This window comes from Microbacterium sp. LMI1-1-1.1 (assembly GCF_040815675.1).
Classification (GTDB): domain Bacteria; phylum Actinomycetota; class Actinomycetes; order Actinomycetales; family Microbacteriaceae; genus Microbacterium.
In genome coordinates, this window is record NZ_JBFPNN010000009.1 from 1 (window position 1) to 15701 (window position 15701).

General features: G+C 71.5%; 18 protein-coding genes. All 18 read right to left on the reverse strand.

Annotated elements, in window-relative coordinates; genetic code table 11:
- Positions 1 to 427: 427 nt before the first annotated feature.
- The 18 genes from MRBLMI1_RS13425 to MRBLMI1_RS13510 all read right to left on the reverse strand — a co-directional run bounded on the left by MRBLMI1_RS13425 (position 428) and on the right by MRBLMI1_RS13510 (position 15688).
- Complete coding sequence (locus MRBLMI1_RS13425; RefSeq protein ID WP_367733716.1) at positions 428 to 1540, reverse strand: alpha/beta hydrolase; 1113 nt, start codon at positions 1538 to 1540, stop codon at positions 428 to 430.
- 1 nt (position 1541) lies between these two features.
- On the reverse strand, positions 1542 to 2279 hold the full coding sequence (locus MRBLMI1_RS13430) for a ZIP family metal transporter (RefSeq protein WP_367733717.1): 738 nt from the start codon (positions 2277 to 2279) through the stop codon (positions 1542 to 1544).
- A gap of 118 nt (positions 2280 to 2397) precedes the next feature.
- Positions 2398 to 2703 (reverse strand): 30S ribosomal protein S14, encoded by a 306-nt coding sequence (rpsN, locus tag MRBLMI1_RS13435; protein WP_022878196.1) that lies wholly within the window; start codon positions 2701 to 2703, stop codon positions 2398 to 2400.
- A gap of 4 nt (positions 2704 to 2707) precedes the next feature.
- The gene (gene rpmG, locus MRBLMI1_RS13440) at positions 2708 to 2878 is read right to left on the reverse strand and encodes a 50S ribosomal protein L33 (RefSeq protein ID WP_013584775.1); all 171 of its coding nucleotides are present in this window, start codon (positions 2876 to 2878) and stop codon (positions 2708 to 2710) included.
- On the reverse strand, positions 2878 to 3114 hold the full coding sequence (gene rpmB, locus MRBLMI1_RS13445) for a 50S ribosomal protein L28 (protein WP_055832508.1): 237 nt from the start codon (positions 3112 to 3114) through the stop codon (positions 2878 to 2880). Before rpmB ends, rpmG begins: the two co-directional genes overlap by 1 nt.
- Before the next feature lie 138 nt (positions 3115 to 3252).
- Entirely contained in the window at positions 3253 to 3954 is a 702-nt protein-coding gene (locus tag MRBLMI1_RS13450; protein ID WP_367733721.1) for a DNA-3-methyladenine glycosylase, read from the reverse strand.
- The gene (locus MRBLMI1_RS13455; protein WP_367733722.1) at positions 3951 to 5357 is read right to left on the reverse strand and encodes a hypothetical protein; all 1407 of its coding nucleotides are present in this window, start codon (positions 5355 to 5357) and stop codon (positions 3951 to 3953) included. The genes MRBLMI1_RS13450 and MRBLMI1_RS13455 overlap by 4 nt, the downstream gene beginning before the upstream one ends.
- Positions 5347 to 6204, reverse strand: a complete 858-nt coding sequence (locus MRBLMI1_RS13460) for a DUF1980 domain-containing protein (RefSeq protein WP_367733723.1) — start codon at positions 6202 to 6204, stop codon at positions 5347 to 5349. Before MRBLMI1_RS13460 ends, MRBLMI1_RS13455 begins: the two co-directional genes overlap by 11 nt.
- Complete coding sequence (locus tag MRBLMI1_RS13465) at positions 6197 to 7231, reverse strand: permease (protein WP_367733725.1); 1035 nt, start codon at positions 7229 to 7231, stop codon at positions 6197 to 6199. Before MRBLMI1_RS13465 ends, MRBLMI1_RS13460 begins: the two co-directional genes overlap by 8 nt.
- Entirely contained in the window at positions 7212 to 7625 is a 414-nt protein-coding gene (locus MRBLMI1_RS13470) for a Fur family transcriptional regulator (RefSeq protein WP_367733726.1), read from the reverse strand. Before MRBLMI1_RS13470 ends, MRBLMI1_RS13465 begins: the two co-directional genes overlap by 20 nt.
- 88 nt (positions 7626 to 7713) lie before the next feature.
- Positions 7714 to 8574: a metal ABC transporter permease gene (locus MRBLMI1_RS13475; protein ID WP_367733728.1), complete on the reverse strand. Its 861-nt coding sequence runs from the start codon at positions 8572 to 8574 to the stop codon at positions 7714 to 7716.
- Complete coding sequence (locus MRBLMI1_RS13480; RefSeq protein WP_367733730.1) at positions 8571 to 9386, reverse strand: metal ABC transporter ATP-binding protein; 816 nt, start codon at positions 9384 to 9386, stop codon at positions 8571 to 8573. The genes MRBLMI1_RS13475 and MRBLMI1_RS13480 overlap by 4 nt, the downstream gene beginning before the upstream one ends.
- Positions 9383 to 10429 (reverse strand): metal ABC transporter substrate-binding protein, encoded by a 1047-nt coding sequence (locus tag MRBLMI1_RS13485; RefSeq protein ID WP_367733731.1) that lies wholly within the window; start codon positions 10427 to 10429, stop codon positions 9383 to 9385. The genes MRBLMI1_RS13480 and MRBLMI1_RS13485 overlap by 4 nt, the downstream gene beginning before the upstream one ends.
- An 85-nt stretch (positions 10430 to 10514) precedes the next feature.
- Positions 10515 to 11351 (reverse strand): citryl-CoA lyase, encoded by an 837-nt coding sequence (locus tag MRBLMI1_RS13490; RefSeq protein WP_367733733.1) that lies wholly within the window; start codon positions 11349 to 11351, stop codon positions 10515 to 10517.
- Positions 11348 to 12568 carry a CaiB/BaiF CoA transferase family protein gene (locus tag MRBLMI1_RS13495; protein WP_367733734.1) on the reverse strand — a complete coding sequence of 407 codons (1221 nt, stop codon included), beginning with the start codon at positions 12566 to 12568 and terminating at the stop codon, positions 11348 to 11350. The genes MRBLMI1_RS13490 and MRBLMI1_RS13495 overlap by 4 nt, the downstream gene beginning before the upstream one ends.
- Entirely contained in the window at positions 12565 to 14094 is a 1530-nt protein-coding gene (locus tag MRBLMI1_RS13500) for a tripartite tricarboxylate transporter permease (RefSeq protein ID WP_367733735.1), read from the reverse strand. Before MRBLMI1_RS13500 ends, MRBLMI1_RS13495 begins: the two co-directional genes overlap by 4 nt.
- Positions 14082 to 14705 carry a tripartite tricarboxylate transporter TctB family protein gene (locus MRBLMI1_RS13505; RefSeq protein WP_367733736.1) on the reverse strand — a complete coding sequence of 208 codons (624 nt, stop codon included), beginning with the start codon at positions 14703 to 14705 and terminating at the stop codon, positions 14082 to 14084. The genes MRBLMI1_RS13500 and MRBLMI1_RS13505 overlap by 13 nt, the downstream gene beginning before the upstream one ends.
- Positions 14702 to 15688 carry a Bug family tripartite tricarboxylate transporter substrate binding protein gene (locus MRBLMI1_RS13510; RefSeq protein ID WP_367733737.1) on the reverse strand — a complete coding sequence of 329 codons (987 nt, stop codon included), beginning with the start codon at positions 15686 to 15688 and terminating at the stop codon, positions 14702 to 14704. The genes MRBLMI1_RS13505 and MRBLMI1_RS13510 overlap by 4 nt, the downstream gene beginning before the upstream one ends.
- Between the last annotated feature and the right edge of the window lie 13 nt (positions 15689 to 15701).

The window sequence follows — 15701 nt, forward strand, 5'->3', positions numbered from 1 at the left end:
CGCAGTCCGAAGACCGACGAGGAATAAATTGGCATTTGACAAGTGCACGCTGTTGAGTTCTCAAGGAACGGACGCACCCACAGAAACGATCTCTCGACCTACCCGTGAGGCAACTTCACTACCTTATGTGATCATCCGACCTTGTGGATCCGATCTGTGGGACCTCTCGAAGAGATCTGCGTCGTCGGCTCCGGTCGTCTGACCGAAATCCGATACCCTGGGTCTTGCGACTCGGTGGGTGTCGGGGGTGGTTCTCCGCTTGAGAGGACGCGGGGCCTTTCGGCCGCTCCGCTCTCCCCTGTGGGGCGAACAAGTAATACTTTACGTGCGTCCCCACGGTCTGGCCAATCACGCCGCATCCCGGGCGTGTCGCGGCCCAGAATCCGCGTAATCCCGCGGAAGCACCCCCTCGGGCTGCGAGAGCGTCTCAGAGCCTCCTGAGGCCGCTCACGACCTCGTCCTCCCACCGGCGGGAGGCCTCCAGAGCCCCGACGAAGATCGGAGTGTCGTGGGTGACCCCGAGGTAACGGGTGACGCTCGCCTCGACACCCGCCGCGCGGAGGGCCGCCCCATAGGCCGCCCCGTCTCCCCGGAGGGGGTCGTACTCCGCCGTGAGGATGATGGCCGGCGGCAGCCCCGCGTGGGAGGCGGCGCGCAACGGCGAGGCCAACGGCTCCCGGGCACGGCGCCATTCCCCCAGGTACGTCTGTGCGACCGACCGCAGTTCCCGGAGGGCGAGGAAGGCGGGGATGCCCAGAGCCCACGTCGCCCGGAGATCGATCCGGCGTCCCGTCAGGTCGGTCACCGGCACCTCGAGGATCTGCAGCTGCACCGGCAGTGCGTCGCGGTCGCGGTTGGCCAGCGTGACCGCCGCCGCGATGTTGCCGCCGGCCGACGTCCCCGCAATTCCCAGGCGATCCGGGTCGATACCGAGGCCGGCCGCTTCGGCGTGGAGCCACACCCACGCCGCGTACGCCTGCTCCACCGCCGCGGGGTACCGCGCCTCGGGGGCGAGGGCGTAGTCGACCGCGACCAGCACGACGCCGGACCGGTCCGCGCGACGCCGGGCGGCGGCATCCACGGTCGGGAAGTCGATGCCGCCGATCCGGAAGGCACCGCCGGCCAGGACGAGGCAGGCCGGGGCCAGATGCGGCGCGGACGCCGGGCGGTACAGCCGCACGCGGACGTCGGGGTACCCGGCCACCGGGACGACATGCTCCTCGGTCTCCATCTCCGGACCCGGACGACCGACCGTCGCCAGCTCCTTGGCATCCCATCGCCGCGCGGCACGGCGGTGCCGCTCACGCGGCGACAGGTACCGGCCGCGTGGGCGCCCCGCACTCGCGGGCGACGGGGATGCGGGAGCGCCGGGGGTCGAGCGACGCGATGGAGGAGCAGCGGGGGACGGCGACGCCGAGGGGGCGGCATCCCGTGTCCTCCGCAACCCGCGCAGGCGATCGCGGATGCGGGAGACGGCCTGGTCGAACAGGTATCGGCGGTGGACGCGCAGGCGTTCCCGGAAGAACGGGTCGAGCGGCATGTCAGGAGCTCAGCTCGTGCACGAGGTAGCTGGCGAAGAAGCCCAGCACCGCGATGAGCCCGGTGAGGGTGCGGGTCCGGCGGAACGCGTCGGGGAGCATGGTGTTGGCGAGCATCGCCAGGATCGCCCCGGCCGCGATCGCCGTGACCACGCTGCGGACCTCCCCCGGCGCGTCGCCGAGCAGCGCGTATCCGCCGACGGCGGAGAGGGTGCAGGCCGCCGCGATGACGGCCCAGACGCCGAAGACGTACCCGGCGCCGCGGCCGCTGGACTTCATGTCCGCCGTGCTGGAGAGCCCCTCGGGGAGGTTCGAGATCACGACCGCGACGAGCACGCCGATCGGCAGCGCCCCCTCGCCGGCGAGCTGCACGCCCTGGACGGCGGTCTCCGGGATGCCGTCGAGGAGCGCCCCGAGGGCGATGCCGAGGCCCGTCCCGCTCGCGGCCGCCTGGTCGTGGCGGCGCTTGCGGCGGTGACCGCTCCGCTCGAGGAGCGCGTCGAGACCCACGTAGAGCACGGCGCCGCCGAGGAACCCGGCCATCGAGGACCACAGCGTCCCGACCTCGGTGGCCTCGGCGACGAGGTCGAAGGCCAGCGCCGAGATGAGTACTCCGGCGCCGAAGGCGGTGATCGTCGCGACGAGCCACTTCGGGACGCTCACGAACCAGGCCACGGCGGCACCGGCGACGAGAGCGAGCCCGGACAGCAGTCCGGCACCGGCGGCGAGCAGGAGTTCCACGTCCGCGACGCTATTGCGCGGACCGCGATGAGGCGCGGGGGTTGCGCGCGGGAGCGCGCGCGGACATGCGAAAGGGCGGGGACCCGCGAGGATCCCCGCCCTTTCGGACGTCAGGTGCTTACCAGGACGACTTGGTCACACCGGGCAGCTCGCCACGGTGGGCCATGTCGCGGAAGCGGACACGCGAGACGCCGAACTTCGTCAGCACGCCACGGGGGCGGCCGTCGATGACGTCGCGGCTGCGCACGCGCGCCGGGGAGGCGTTGCGGGGCAGCTTCTGCAGGCCGACGCGAGCAGCCTCGCGGGCCTCGTCGGTCGCGTTGGGGTCGACCAGGGTCTTCTTCAGCTCGGCGCGCTTCGCGGCGTAGCGCTCGACGACGACCTTGCGCTGCTCGTTGCGCGCGATCTTGCTCTTCTTGGCCATGTGCTTAGCGCTCCTCTCGGAAGTCGACGTGCTTGCGGACCACGGGGTCGTACTTCTTGAGCACGATGCGGTCGGGGTTGTTGCGGCGGTTCTTGCGCGTCACGTAGGTGTACCCCGTGCCCGCGGTCGAACGCAGCTTGATGATCGGACGGACGTCCTGAGCCTTCTTCGCCATTACAGCTTCACGCCCTTCGCCTGCAGGTCACGGACGACGGACTCGATGCCGCGAGCGTCGATGACCTTGATGCCCTTCGCCGAGACGTTGAGCTTGATGTTGCGACCCAGCGACGGAACGAAGTAGGTCTTCTTCTGCACGTTCGGGTCGAAGCGGCGCTTCGTCCGGCGGTGCGAGTGCGAGATGTTGTGACCGAAGCCGGGAACCGCTCCAGTCACCTGGCACACTGCTGCCATGGTGATGTCTCCTTCTGTACCGTGACACCGGACGGTGCCACCCAAGATCCCTTGTCTGCACCCCGTCCGGGCACAGCACGAGGCCGGGATCGGATGAAGGGGTACGTACTGCGTGCTGGAGTGCGCGCAGACAAGCGGTCAGTCTAGCACGGGCGGCGTGTCGGCTTGACGGGCCGCCGCCTCCGCCGCTCCCCGGCCCCAGCGGAACGCCGAGACCGTGGGGTCGCCCGGGATCCAGAACCGCCACGGGAAGGCACCCGTCCCCGCCTCGCCCGCCACGCCGACCCGCGGGCCGGTCGCCACGTCGCGCATCGGCACGTCGGGCAGGAGGAGCCGCGCACGCGCGCCGGCGAGCTCGCCTCCCCCGACCGCGTCGATGCCGTCGTGCCGCGGGTACCGCAGGCCCACGGCGTCCCCGAGGCGGCCGGGCCCGCGGGCGAGGTCCCGCGGCGTCCGGACCGTGCCACGACGTTCGAGTCGGCGCCGCTCGGCGACGTCGGCGCCCTCCACGATCTCGCCGCCGCGGAGCAGGATTCCGCCCGCGACCCCCGCCGGGCCGCACACGACGTTGACGCACGAATGGATGCCATGGCTCAGATAGACGTAGAGGTGTCCGGGCTCGCCCCACATGGTGGCGTTGCGCGCGGTCGGGCCGCTGCGCGCGTGCGACCCGGGGTCGGGCCGGTCGCCGGTGCCGCGTCCGTGGTAGGCCTCGACCTCGGAGATGCGCACCACGACGCGCTCCCCCGACACCTCCGTCTGCAGCTCCGCGCCGAGCAGGAGCGGTGCCACTTCGACGGGCAGCCCCGCGAGGTCGGCGCGCGTGGCCGGACGGGTCATCCGGGCGGCACCTGGCACCACGAAAGGTCGAAGCCCTGGAGCGCGACGAGCTCCTCGCCCGTGTCGATCTCGACGAGATGGGTGAGCAGTCGCTCCGGCAGCGGCAGCTGATACCGGTCGAAGGGGTTGTCGACCGCCTGCGGAGCCACGAGGACCGCTGCATACCGCCCGCTCGGAGACACGCACGTCTGCAGCACGGTGTCGGTCCCGGGCACGTCGAGGAGCGTGCGCGTCGCCCCCGCATCATCCACGTGGGCGACGATCGTGGACTGGAAGCGCCCGTCCTCGGCGATGTCGGCGAAGGACCGGATCGTCCCCGCGCCGGTCCCGGGCACGGGTGTCGCGCGCCCGGGGAGGCCGGGGGCGTCCACCGCCTCGACCAGCGCGCTCTCCGATCCGTCGGTCAGGTCGATCTGACGGATGCCTTCCAGGCGCTCGACCACCGCCACCGACGATCCGCGGGCGATGCCGTCGATCGCCACCGCACTGCCCAGGGGGGCCGCGTTGCCGCCCTGCGCGTCCGTGAGCAGCAGTCGGGAGTCGAAGGTGAGGACGAGCATGCTGTCGGTGTCCGGGACGAAGCGCCAGTCGGCGACGCGGACGTCGCCGCCCGTCAGCCCCACCTCGACGGGATCGGCGGTGTCCGCGGCGGACGCGGTGAACAGGCGGCTCTCCCGTCCGCCCGCGGATCCGAGGTCGGCGTCCGAGAAGGTGAAGCCGATGCGTTCTCCCCGGTCCGCCGACTGCAGGTTGGAGACGAACCCCGGTCCCGGCAGCGCCAGCTCGCGCGCCTGGCCGCCGTCGCGATCGGTGATGAGGATCTTCGCCTCGTCGTCCTCGCGGACCGAGATCACGAGGTGGTTGGCCGTCGCGCGGAAGTCCTCGATGTGGTCGTGTGTGAACACCGCGACCCCCGCCTCGCCCTGCAGGTCGGTCCGGAAGATCGTGTCGCCGTCGGCGCGGCCTCGCTGCAGGAGGAAGGCCTGCAGCGGGGGAGTCGTGAAGGTCTCCGTCAGGGTCGACGCCGGACCCGCGCCCAGCCCCCGGACGTCGTGGACGGTGACGCGGTAGTCGCTCGCGTCGCTCAACGGCAGCGTGAAACGGATCCCGACGTTGCGGCCCGAGGTGTCGACGGTGAACGGCGTGGCCGGCTCGACCTCGACCTGCGAGGGGTCCACCTCGGCCAGGGACTGCGTCGTGGTCAGGATGAGCCGCGCCCCCGACGCGGACACGGCGGCCTCGGGATCCACCTGCACGTCTGTGACGCGGGGGCCCTGCGCGACCGCGACGACACCGCCCACGCCGCCGACGAGCAGCAGCACGCCGACGACCGCGGCGAAGGCCACGAGGAAGCCGCGGCTGCGGCGGCGACGCGCTCTGACGCGTCGGGAGTCAGTACTCATACGGGTCCGCGGGCTCGTCGATCATGGCGACGTCGTCGGCGCGCACCTCGAGGCCGCCGTCGCCGGTGGACCGGACGGTGCCCGTCACGGTGACCCACTGCCCGGTGGAGGGGGCCGAGACTTGCGCGTCGATCGGCAGCGTGGCGGTCTGCGCGTCGATGACGCAGTGCGTGATGACGAGGCGGGTCAGGTCGAACGCGGCCCCGTCCTGCCCGGGCGTGATGAATCCCGTGAGCGTGACCGGCTTGCCGTCGAACGTCTCGGGGTTGGTGGACGTGGCGAACACGGCGGACCAGTCGCCGATGCCGAACTCCGACGTGTCGCCGGACGCGGCGAGGGTGACGATGTCGGACCCGGCGAACAGCGGCGGCGCCCCGACGTCGCGCGAGATCGCCAGCTCGGCGGACAGCGACGTCGCAGGTGTCAGGAGCACCAGGACCACCGCCCCCGTGGCGAGGACGCCGCCGGAGAAGGCCGCGATCCCCGCCGGCGTGAGGCGCGGACGCGCCGCCAGCCGCTCGTGCACGTCGTGGTCGTGCGCATCGGACGGGTCGCTGTGGACGTGGTCGGCGTGCGCGAAGGCCTCTCGGCGGGCGCGGGCCTCGGCGGGGGCGTGACCGTGCTCGTGGTCGTGCCCGTGGTCCGCCTCCGCCCCGAGCGGGAGCGCGAAGGTCGCGACCGCGCCCACGACGGCGACGACGGCCATGCCGACCGCGAACCAGGCCGAGTCGGGGTTGACGTAGAGCGCGATGCGACCGGTCGCCCACAGCACGATCGTCGTGATCGCCAGGCAGGAGGACAGGCCGACACCGAGCCAGCGGGTCGCGAGAGCGGCTGATCTAGACAAGGAGGTTCACCACCGTTCCGAGAGCGAAGGCGGAGAGGAGCACGACGACGGTCAGCCCCACGAGCACCCGCGCGGTGAAGGTGGTGCGCAGCAGCGCGAGCATCTTGATGTCGACGATGGGACCGACGACGAGGAACGCCACGATCGAGCCGGGAGTGAACGTCGAGGCGAAGGAGAGCGCGAAGAAGGAGTCGACGTTCGAGCAGAGCGACACGACGATCGCGAGGATCATCATGGCCGCGATGGACAGGGCGGGATCGGAGCCGATGGCGAGCAGCGCGCTGCGCGGAACGAGCACCTGCACCGCGCCCGCGAGGACGGAGCCGATGATGAGCGCCGGCATCACCGAGCGGAGCTCGACGACGAACTGCGCGAGCGTCCGGCGCCCGCGGCCGCCCCGCTCCTGCACGACGATCTCGCAGGTCGCGAGGAAGCGCTCGGTGAGCAGGGCGTCCGGCGAAGGGTGGCGGCTGTACAACCAGCCGATGAGGTTGGCGACGAGGTAGCCGCCGACGAGACGCGCCACCAGGATGCCGTCGCTGAACCCGAACGCCGCGTGCGTGCTGATGATGACGATGGGGTTCACGATCGGCGCGGCGACCAGGAACGTCAGGGTGTCCGAGACGCCGAACCCGCGCATCATCAGACCCCGCGCGAAAGGCACGTTGCCGCACTCGCAGACGGGGATGAACATGCCCAGCAGGGACAGCACTGCCCGGCGGGCCCAGGGAGTGCGCGGCATCCATCGTTCGATCGCCCCCGGCGGGACCCACACCTGGACGATGATCGAGAGGATGACGCCGAGCACGACGAACGGCAGCGACTCGATGAGGACGCTGAGGGTGAGCGTCAGGCCGTCCTGGGCGCGCGTGGGCAGCGAGGCGCCGAAGAGGGACGGCGCGAAGGCGTCGATCGCGAAGAGCGCGGCGACCACGACGACACCCAGGCCGAGCGCGACGAGGGTGCGGGGGGCGCCGCTCCGGGTGGGCGGCGGCGCGGCGGTGCGACTAGTCGTCGCCACGCTCACGGGCGCGGTTCGCGGCGCAGGAGGCGCAGATCCCGAAGATGTCGACGACGTGCTCGGCCTCCGAGAAGCCGTGCTGCGCGGCGGTGCGCTGCGCCCACTCCTCGACGTCGTGGGCCTCGATCTCGACGGCCACGCCGCACGAACGGCAGATCAGGTGGTGGTGGTGACCGCGCGTCTCGCAGGCGCGGAAGAGGTTCTCGCCCTCGGGGCTCTGCAGCGAGTCCGCGTCGCCCTGGGCGGCCAGCCCCGCGAGCGTGCGGTACACCGTGGCGAGGCCGATGCCGGTGTTGTCGTCGCGCAGGGTGGCGTGCAGCGCCTGGGCGCTGACGAAGCCGCGCGCGTCGGCGAGGGCTTCTCGCACGCGTTCGCGCTGCCACGTGTTGCGCTGGACCATGGCGGCGATTCTATCGACGCGAGTTCGGAAACGGCTGGGACGGTCCGGGAGTTCGCCGGAGGCGCAGCCGTCTTCGCCACCGGCGTCGTCAGACGGCGCGGGTCACCCGGTCGCGGCGGGCGCCGACGAGGCGGCAGACGAGGTAGATCGCGAACGAGATCGTCGTGATGTAGGGGCTGACGGGCAGCGTGCCGGCGACGGCCAGCAGGATGCCGCCGACCGCCGAGACGAAGCCGAACAAGGCGGCCAGCACCGGGACGGCGAGGGGACCGGATGCCACCCGCATCGCGGCCGCGGCCGGGGTGACCAGCAGCGCCATGACGAGCAGGGCCCCGATGATGTGCACCGCCACCGCGACGACGAGTCCGAGCAGGAGCATGAAGACGAGCGACACGGCGGTCGTGGGGACGCCGCGCGCCGCGGCGGACTGCGGATCGAGGGAGTCGAACCGCAGGGGTCGCCACACCAGCAGCAGGGCGATGAGCACGGCGGTGCCGATCGCGATCAGCCAGCCGAGCTGAGCGCTCTGGACCGAGACGATCTGGCCCGTGAGCAGGCTGAACCGGCTCGCGCTCCGCCCGTCGTAGAGCGAGAGGAACAGGATGCCGAGGCCGAGGCCGAACGGCATCAGCACGCCGATGATCGAGTTGCGGTCGCGCGCGCGGGCGCCGAGGAGACCGATGATGGCCGCGGCGATGAGCGAGCCGACGATCGAGCCCGTGACGACGTCGACGCCGATGAGCAGGGCCGCGGCGGCACCCGCGAACGACAGCTCGCTGATGCCGTGCACCGCGAACGCCATGTCGCGCTGCATCACGAAGACGCCGATGAGACCCCCGACGAGCCCCAGCACCGCCCCCGCGATGACGGAGTTCTGCACCAGTCCGAGGATGGCCCCGTACTGACTCACCCCGCCGAAGAGCGCATCGCCGACGTCCGCCCAGTTCATTCGTCGTCCTCGTGATGGTGGTGGTGGGTGTCCTCCGCGTCCGGGGCGCCGACGACGACCAGCCGATCGCCGGCGCGGAGGACGAAGACGGGCGCCCCGTAGAGCGCGCTCAGGGTCTCCGAGGTGAGGACCTCGTCCGGCGTCCCCAACGTGAACCGCCCGTTGGCGATGTAGAGGATGCGGTCGACCTGGTCCAGCACGGGATTGATGTCGTGCGTCACGAGGAGGACGGCGGCATCCCGCTCCCGTCGATGACGGTCGATGAGCCGCACGACCGCCCGCTGGTTCGCGAGGTCGAGGCTCGTGAGGGGCTCGTCGCAGAGCAGCAGGGGCGGGTCGTCCGCGAGCGCCTGACCGACGCGGAGCCGCTGCTGCTCGCCGCCCGAGAGCAGACCCACCGGGCGGTCCGCGAATTCGCGGGCGCCGACGGCGTCGAGGAGCTCGTCGATGCGTGCGCGGTCGGCCCGGCGGGCCAGCGGCAGCCCGAACCGGTGGCCGTCGACGCCGAGACCGACGAGGTCGCGTCCGCGGAGCGGGGTCTCGCGCGGGAGCGGTCGCTGCTGCGGGATGTAGCCGATGCGGCGGTTGCCCGCGCGGCGCACCGGCGACCCGAGGGCCTCGATGCTCCCGCCGCTGACCCGCTCCAGGCCGAGGATGGCGCGGAGGAGGGTCGTCTTGCCCGATCCGCTCGGACCGAGCACGGCCACGAACTCCCCCGGCTGCACCTCGAGGTCGAGCCCCGACCACAGCTCACGTCCGCCGCGCCGCAGCGAGGCGTCGCGGATGCGCAGGGGCGAGGCCCCCGGCGTCACTCGCCGAGCGCCCCGGCGAGCGCCGCGATGTTCTCCTGCATCCACGAGATGTAAGTCTGACCCTCGGGGAGCGTCTCCGCGAACTCGATGACCGGGACGCCCTTGCCATCGGCCTCGCCGACGACCTGGGTCGTCTCCGCGCCGCCCGTCTGCGGGTTGACGATGACCACGCGCACGTCACCCGAGTCGATCAGCTGCATCGCCTCGAGGAGCGTGGCCGGCGGCACGTCCTGACCCTCCTCGACGGACTCGCTGAACTCGGACGGCGTCACGTTCTCGAGACCGGCCGCCTCGATGAGGTAGACGGGGACGGGCTCGGTCACGAAGACCCCGGCGCCGGCGTCGGCGGCCTCGATCTCGGCGAGAGAGTCCTCGAGACCCCCGATCTCGCCGACGAACGCCGTGGCGTTGGCCTCGAAGTCGGCGGCGTGCTCGGGCGCCAGCTCGCTCAGCTCCGCCGCGATGCCCTCGGCGAGGTCCTCCATCGTGTGCGGGTCGTACCAGACGTGCTCGTTGAAGCCCTCGATGTGGTCGTGGCCGTCGCCCTCCTCATGGGCGTGGTCCTCGCCCTCGTGGGCGTGGTCCTCCTCGGACTCCGTCGGCGCGGGGGAGGCCGTCTCGTCGGCGTGGGCCTCGTCGTGGGACTCAGCGCCCGGGAAGTCGTGGCTGTACTCCGCCGCGGTGATGACCGGCGCGGAGGAGCCGCTCGACTCGATCAGGGCGTCGATGAACGAGTCGTAGCCGCCGCCGTTCTCGATGATGAGGTCGGCCTCGCTGATCGTGAGCTGATCTTGGGCGCTCGGCTCGTACGAGTGCGGGTCCTGCGCAGAGGAGCTGACGATCGACGTGACGTCGACGTGGTCGCCGCCGATCTCGGACACGATCTGCCCGTAGACGTTGGTGGAGGCGACGACCGTCAGCGCGTCGGCCGCGGGCGTCGACGTCGCGTCCGCATCCCCCGCCGTGGTGCCGCCGGCGCAGCCGGCGAGCGCGAGGACGGACACGGCACCGAGGGCCGCGGGGGCGAGGAGTCGACGGGTCATGCGACGAGAGTAACGTGACTGATAATCGTTCTCAAACTCATGGTGTCAACGCTGATGCATCTCCCAGCGTGCCCGCGCCGGTTGTCTAGGGAGCGTCTCCGATCCCGGCCAGCGGGCGGTCCGTAGGGCCGGTGTAGTCCGCGAGCAGCGGCGGCGGGAGTGGCCCCTTGATGCGGCGGCCCGTGTTCCGCTCCTCCCAGGCGTGGGCGAGGATCCCGACGGACCTCGCGAGGACGAAAAGGCCTCGGGCCAGTTCGGGCTCGAAGCCGAGCTCGGCGTAGACGATGGCGCTGATGCCGTCGATGTTCATCGGCACGGCGCGTCCGGTTCCTGCGGCGAGCTGCCGCTCCAGGGCGCGGCCGAGGACGAGATACTCCCCGCCGATGAGCCCGTCGGCGACCGCCCGCTCGACGTGCGCCAGGATCACGTCTCGACGCGGGTCCACGGGATGGAACCGGTGGCCGAACCCCGGGACGAACGCACGACGGGCCCGGTGGTCGGCGACGGCCTGCGCCGCCACGTCGTCGACCTCGCGGGACTCGCGCGCCACCGTGGCGCGCATCTCCGTCAGCAGGGCGACGCACTGCTGCCCGGCCCCGCCGTGCACGTCCCCCAGCGTGTTGATGCCGTTGGCCATCGCGGAGTTGATGCCGACCCCGCACGTGATGGCCATCCGCGCGCTGGCGATCGACGGCGCCTGCGGCCCGTGGTCGACGCTCGCCACGAGGGCCGTCTCGAGAAGCCGCGCCTGGCGCGGGTCCGGCAGCTCCCCGCGCACCATGAGCCAGATCGTGCTGACGAAATCGACCTGTCCGATGAGCTCCTGCACGGGATACCCGCGGAGAGAGATCTCGCCGGGGGCGATCCGGGTGACGCCGGTCGACCACCAGGCGGTGGTGTCGGCGACGGTGGGCTCGGTCATACGTCTCCTTCGCGGTGCAGACGGTCGATCTCGGGGCTCGAGTAGCCCAGCTCGGCGAGGAGCCGGTCCGTGTGCTCTCCGAGTGTGGGCGGGGCGACGACGGGTCCGTGCGCGCGACCGTCGACATGGATGCCATGACCGAGGACGCGCAACGGTCCCCGGCCTTGGTCGGCTCCCGGGAACGGCAGCTCGTGGACGAGCTCGCGGGCGAGGATCTGCGGACTCGCGAGCATCTGCGGCACCGTGAGCACCGCACCGGCCGGGACGTTGCGGGCGGAGAGGATCTCCTCCCATTCGCGGGCGGGGCGTGCGCGCAGCACGCCCTCCAGCTCGACGGTCAGCTCCGCCCGGTGCCGCTTCCGGTCCTCCCGGTGCGCGAACCGCGGGTCGCCGACGAGATCCTCGCGGCCGAGCGCGGTGCACAGGGTCTCGAACTGCTCCTGCTTGTTCGCCGCGATGTTCAGCTGCCCTTCCGCCGTCTGGAACGTCCCGGACGGGGCTGCCGTCCCGTTCTCGTTGCCGAGACGTGCGGGCTCCGCGCCGCCGACCAGATGGTTCGAGACGACCCAGCCCAGGGCCGTGACCGCGGTCTCGAGCATCGACACGTCGATGACGCATCCCGTGCCCGTCCGCGCACGGCCGACCAGCGCCGAGCTGATGGCGAACGCCGCCGCGAGCCCGCCGAGGGTGTCCGCGATCGGGTAGCCCGCGCGCAGGGACTCCCCGTCCGGGTGGCCGGTGACGTCCATCATCCCGGAGGCCCCCTGGATGATCTGGTCGTACGCGGGGGCGTCCTTGCGGGGTCCGTCCTGCCCGAATCCCGAGATGGCGCACAGGACCAGCTGCGGGGCGATCTCCCTCACGCGCTCCGGCGAGAAGCCCAGACGGGTCAAGACGCCCGGGCGGAAGTTCTCGATCAGGACGTCCGCGGTGCGCAGGAGGTCTTCGAACACCTTCCGCCCGCCGGGGGTCTTGAGGTTGACGGTGACCGAGCGCTTCTGCGCGTTCTGGGCGAGGAACGAGATGCCGAGCCCGTCGGCGTTCAGCTGCGCATCGGTCCCGAGGTTGCGAGCGAGGTCCCCGGCCCCGGGCACCTCGACCTTGATCACGTCGGCCCCCAGGAGGGCCAGCTGATACCCGGCATATGGCCCGGCCAGCACGTTCGTCATGTCGATGACGCGGATCCCCTGCAGCAGGCTCGCCGGCGCCGCCGTCATGCCGAGACCCGCTCGGACTCGCTCCGACGCTCACGGGAGCGGCGCCGCAGGCGTCCGACAGCGACCAGCGCGATGGCGGTCGCGAGCACCGTGTAGAGGGTGATCGTGATCGGGCTGCTGACGAAGACCGTGGCATCCCCCTCCGACACCGCCAACGCACGTCGGAACTCCGTCTCGGCCAGGGGCCCGAGGATGACGCCGATGATGAGCGGTGCGAGCGGGAGGCCGTAGCGGCGCATCGCGAAGGCCAGCAGACCGACGAGGGTCATGATGACCAGATCGAGGACCTTCGCGCTCGTGGCGTAGACCCCGAGCAGCGCGAAGACCGTGATGCCGGCGTAGAGGTAGTGACGGGGAACCTTGAGGAGCTTCGCCCAGAGCGGGGCGAACGGCAGGTTGAGGATGAGCAGCACCACCATGCCGACGAAGAAGCTGGCCAGCAGGGCCCAGACGAGCTCGGGAGCCCGCTCGAACAGCAGCGGTCCCGGCTGCAGACCGTACTGCCGGAAGGCGGCCAGCAGGATCGCGGCGGTCGCCGAGGTCGGCAGTCCGAGGGCCAGCAGCGCGCCCATGGCGGTTCCGGCAGTGGCGTTTCCGGATGCCTCCGGTCCGGCGACACCCCGGATGGCGCCCTTCCCGAACATCGGGTTCTTGCGACGGGCGTCCAGGCGGCGTTCGGCGCCGTAGGAGAGGAACGTGGGGATCTCGGACCCGCCGACGGGGATGATGCCGAAGGGGAGGCCGATCGTCGTCCCCCGCAGCCATGCTGGCAGCGCGTCGCGGAACTCGTCCTTCGACAGCCACGGACGCCCGCGCGTCTGGATGACGGCGTAGTCGTCGACGCGGCCGCGTTTGCTCGCCATGTGGAACACCTCGCCGAGGGCGAGCAGCCCCACCGTCACGACGACGATGTCGATGCCGTCTGCCAGCTCCGGCACGCCGCCGGTGAAGCGCGTCGCACCGGCGATGGGTTCGACGCCGACGACCGCGATGGCCAGGCCGATCGCGAGCGCGGCCAGGCCGCGCAGCGGCGAGTCCGACACGACCGCGGAGATCGCGATGAACGCGAACAGGGCGAGGGCGAAGTATTCCGCCGGCCCGAACAGCGTCGCCAGGCTCGCCAGCGTCGGGGCGAAGAAGACCACGAGCACCGACGCGATGATGCCGCCGATGAACGCGCCGATCGCCGAGGTCGCCAGTGCTTGGGCTGCGCGGCCCGACAGCGCCATCTTGTGGCCCTCGATGGAGCCGGCGATCGCCGTCGAGTTGCCGGGGGTGTTCATCAGGATGCCGCTGATGCTGTCGCCGAAGAGCCCGCCGAACAGGATGCCGGCGAACATGACGAACGCGCCGATCGGGTCGAGGCTGAAGGTGACGGGGAGCAGGAGCGCGACGGCCATGGCGGAGCCCAGGCCGGGCAGGACTCCCACCGCGGTGCCGAGGAGCGCGCCGACGACGACCCACAGCATGTTCTCCGGGGTGAGGATCGTGAGAAAGCCCTCCCCCAGGTTGGTCAACGAATCCACGACAGGACCCCTTCCAGGATGCCCGGGGGCAGATGCAGGCCGAGGCCCGCGGAGAACGCCAGCTGCACGGCGGCCGAGAGACCGAAGCCCACGAACACGTCGAAGACGGGACGCCGGCTGCCGAGCGCCCGCGACACCCCCCAGAACGCGAAGGCCGCGGAGATGAGCCACCCCAGGGGCTGGAGAGCGGCGATGAAGACGACGATCGTGCCGAGCGCACCGAGGAGCGCGCGGACGTTGCTGCGGGGACGCAGCGGCGTGCTCTCGTCCCCGTCGATGGCGATCTCGTCGAGCCCCGCCGCGCCGAGCGCGGGGACGGTCTCGGTGCGACCGTCGTCGATGCCGCGGGCTCCCGCCTGGATGCGGGTGTATTGCGGCTCCGGATTGCGGATGAGGTCGATCGCGAGCAGAACCGCGACGACGAGGGTGCCGACCGCGATGATGAGCGGGAAGACGCGCGGTCCGGGCGGTGCCGCCGTCGTCGGGACGACCATGGTCGCCGAGCCGATCAACAGCGCGACGCTGACGGCGACGAGGATGACGGGGACGACGAGCCCGGTCCGTCGCGTCAGCCACGCGGACGCCGGACGGGCGGAGGTGGTGGTGATCACAGTCCGAGCTCCTCGATGATGTCGGCGATACGGGCCTGGTCCTCCTCGAGGAAGGCGGCGAAGTCGTCGCCGGCCAAGAACGAGTCCGTCCAGGAGTTGCGGCGGAGCGTGTCCTGCCAGGCGTCCGACTCGGACAGGCGGGTCACGATGTCGACGAGGGCGTCACGCTCGGCCTCGGACAGCCCCGGCGCGGCCACGACACCGCGCCAGTTCGGCAGCTCCACGTCGATGCCCTGCTCGATGAAGGTCGGCACGTCGATGCCGTCGATCGGCTCCTGCGCGGACAGCCCGAGGGCGCGCAGGTTCCCCGCCTCGATCTGGTCAGAGAACTCGTTGTACCCGCTGATGCCGACGTCGACCGTGCGGGAGAGCAGCGATGTGAGGACCTCGCCGCCGCCGGAGTAGGCGATGTAGTTCAGCTCGGCGGGGTCGATGTGGGTCGCCTGCATCAGCAGCCCCGCGAGGAGCTGATCGGTGCCGCCGATGCCGCCGCCGCCGACGGCCATCCCGTGCGGATCGGCGCGCCACGCCTCGATGAACTCCTGCAGCGTCTGGAACGGCGAGTCCGCGGGCACGATGACGACCTCGTAGTCGTTGGCCAGGCGGGCGATGGGGGTGGTGTCGGCGAGCGTCGCCGAGGAGCCGTTGGTGATGATGGCCCCCTCCATCACCGTACCCGTCAGCATCAGCGCCGTCGGGTCGCCCGGCACCGAGACGAACTGCGACAGACCGATCGTGCCGCCGGCGCCGGGGACGTTCACGACCTGCACGTTGCCGGACAGACCCTCCACCCGCATCGCCTGCTGCGCCTCTCGCGCGGCGAGGTCCCACCCGCCGCCGGGCGCCGCCGGGACCGTGAAGGTCAGGTTGCTGTCGGGGGTCGCTTCACCGGAGGCGCCGCTGGCGTTGACCACGGCGAAGGACACGAGCACCGCGGTGACCGCGATGCCGATCGTCCGAGCGACGACTGTTCTGGATTTCATCTCACACCTTCGT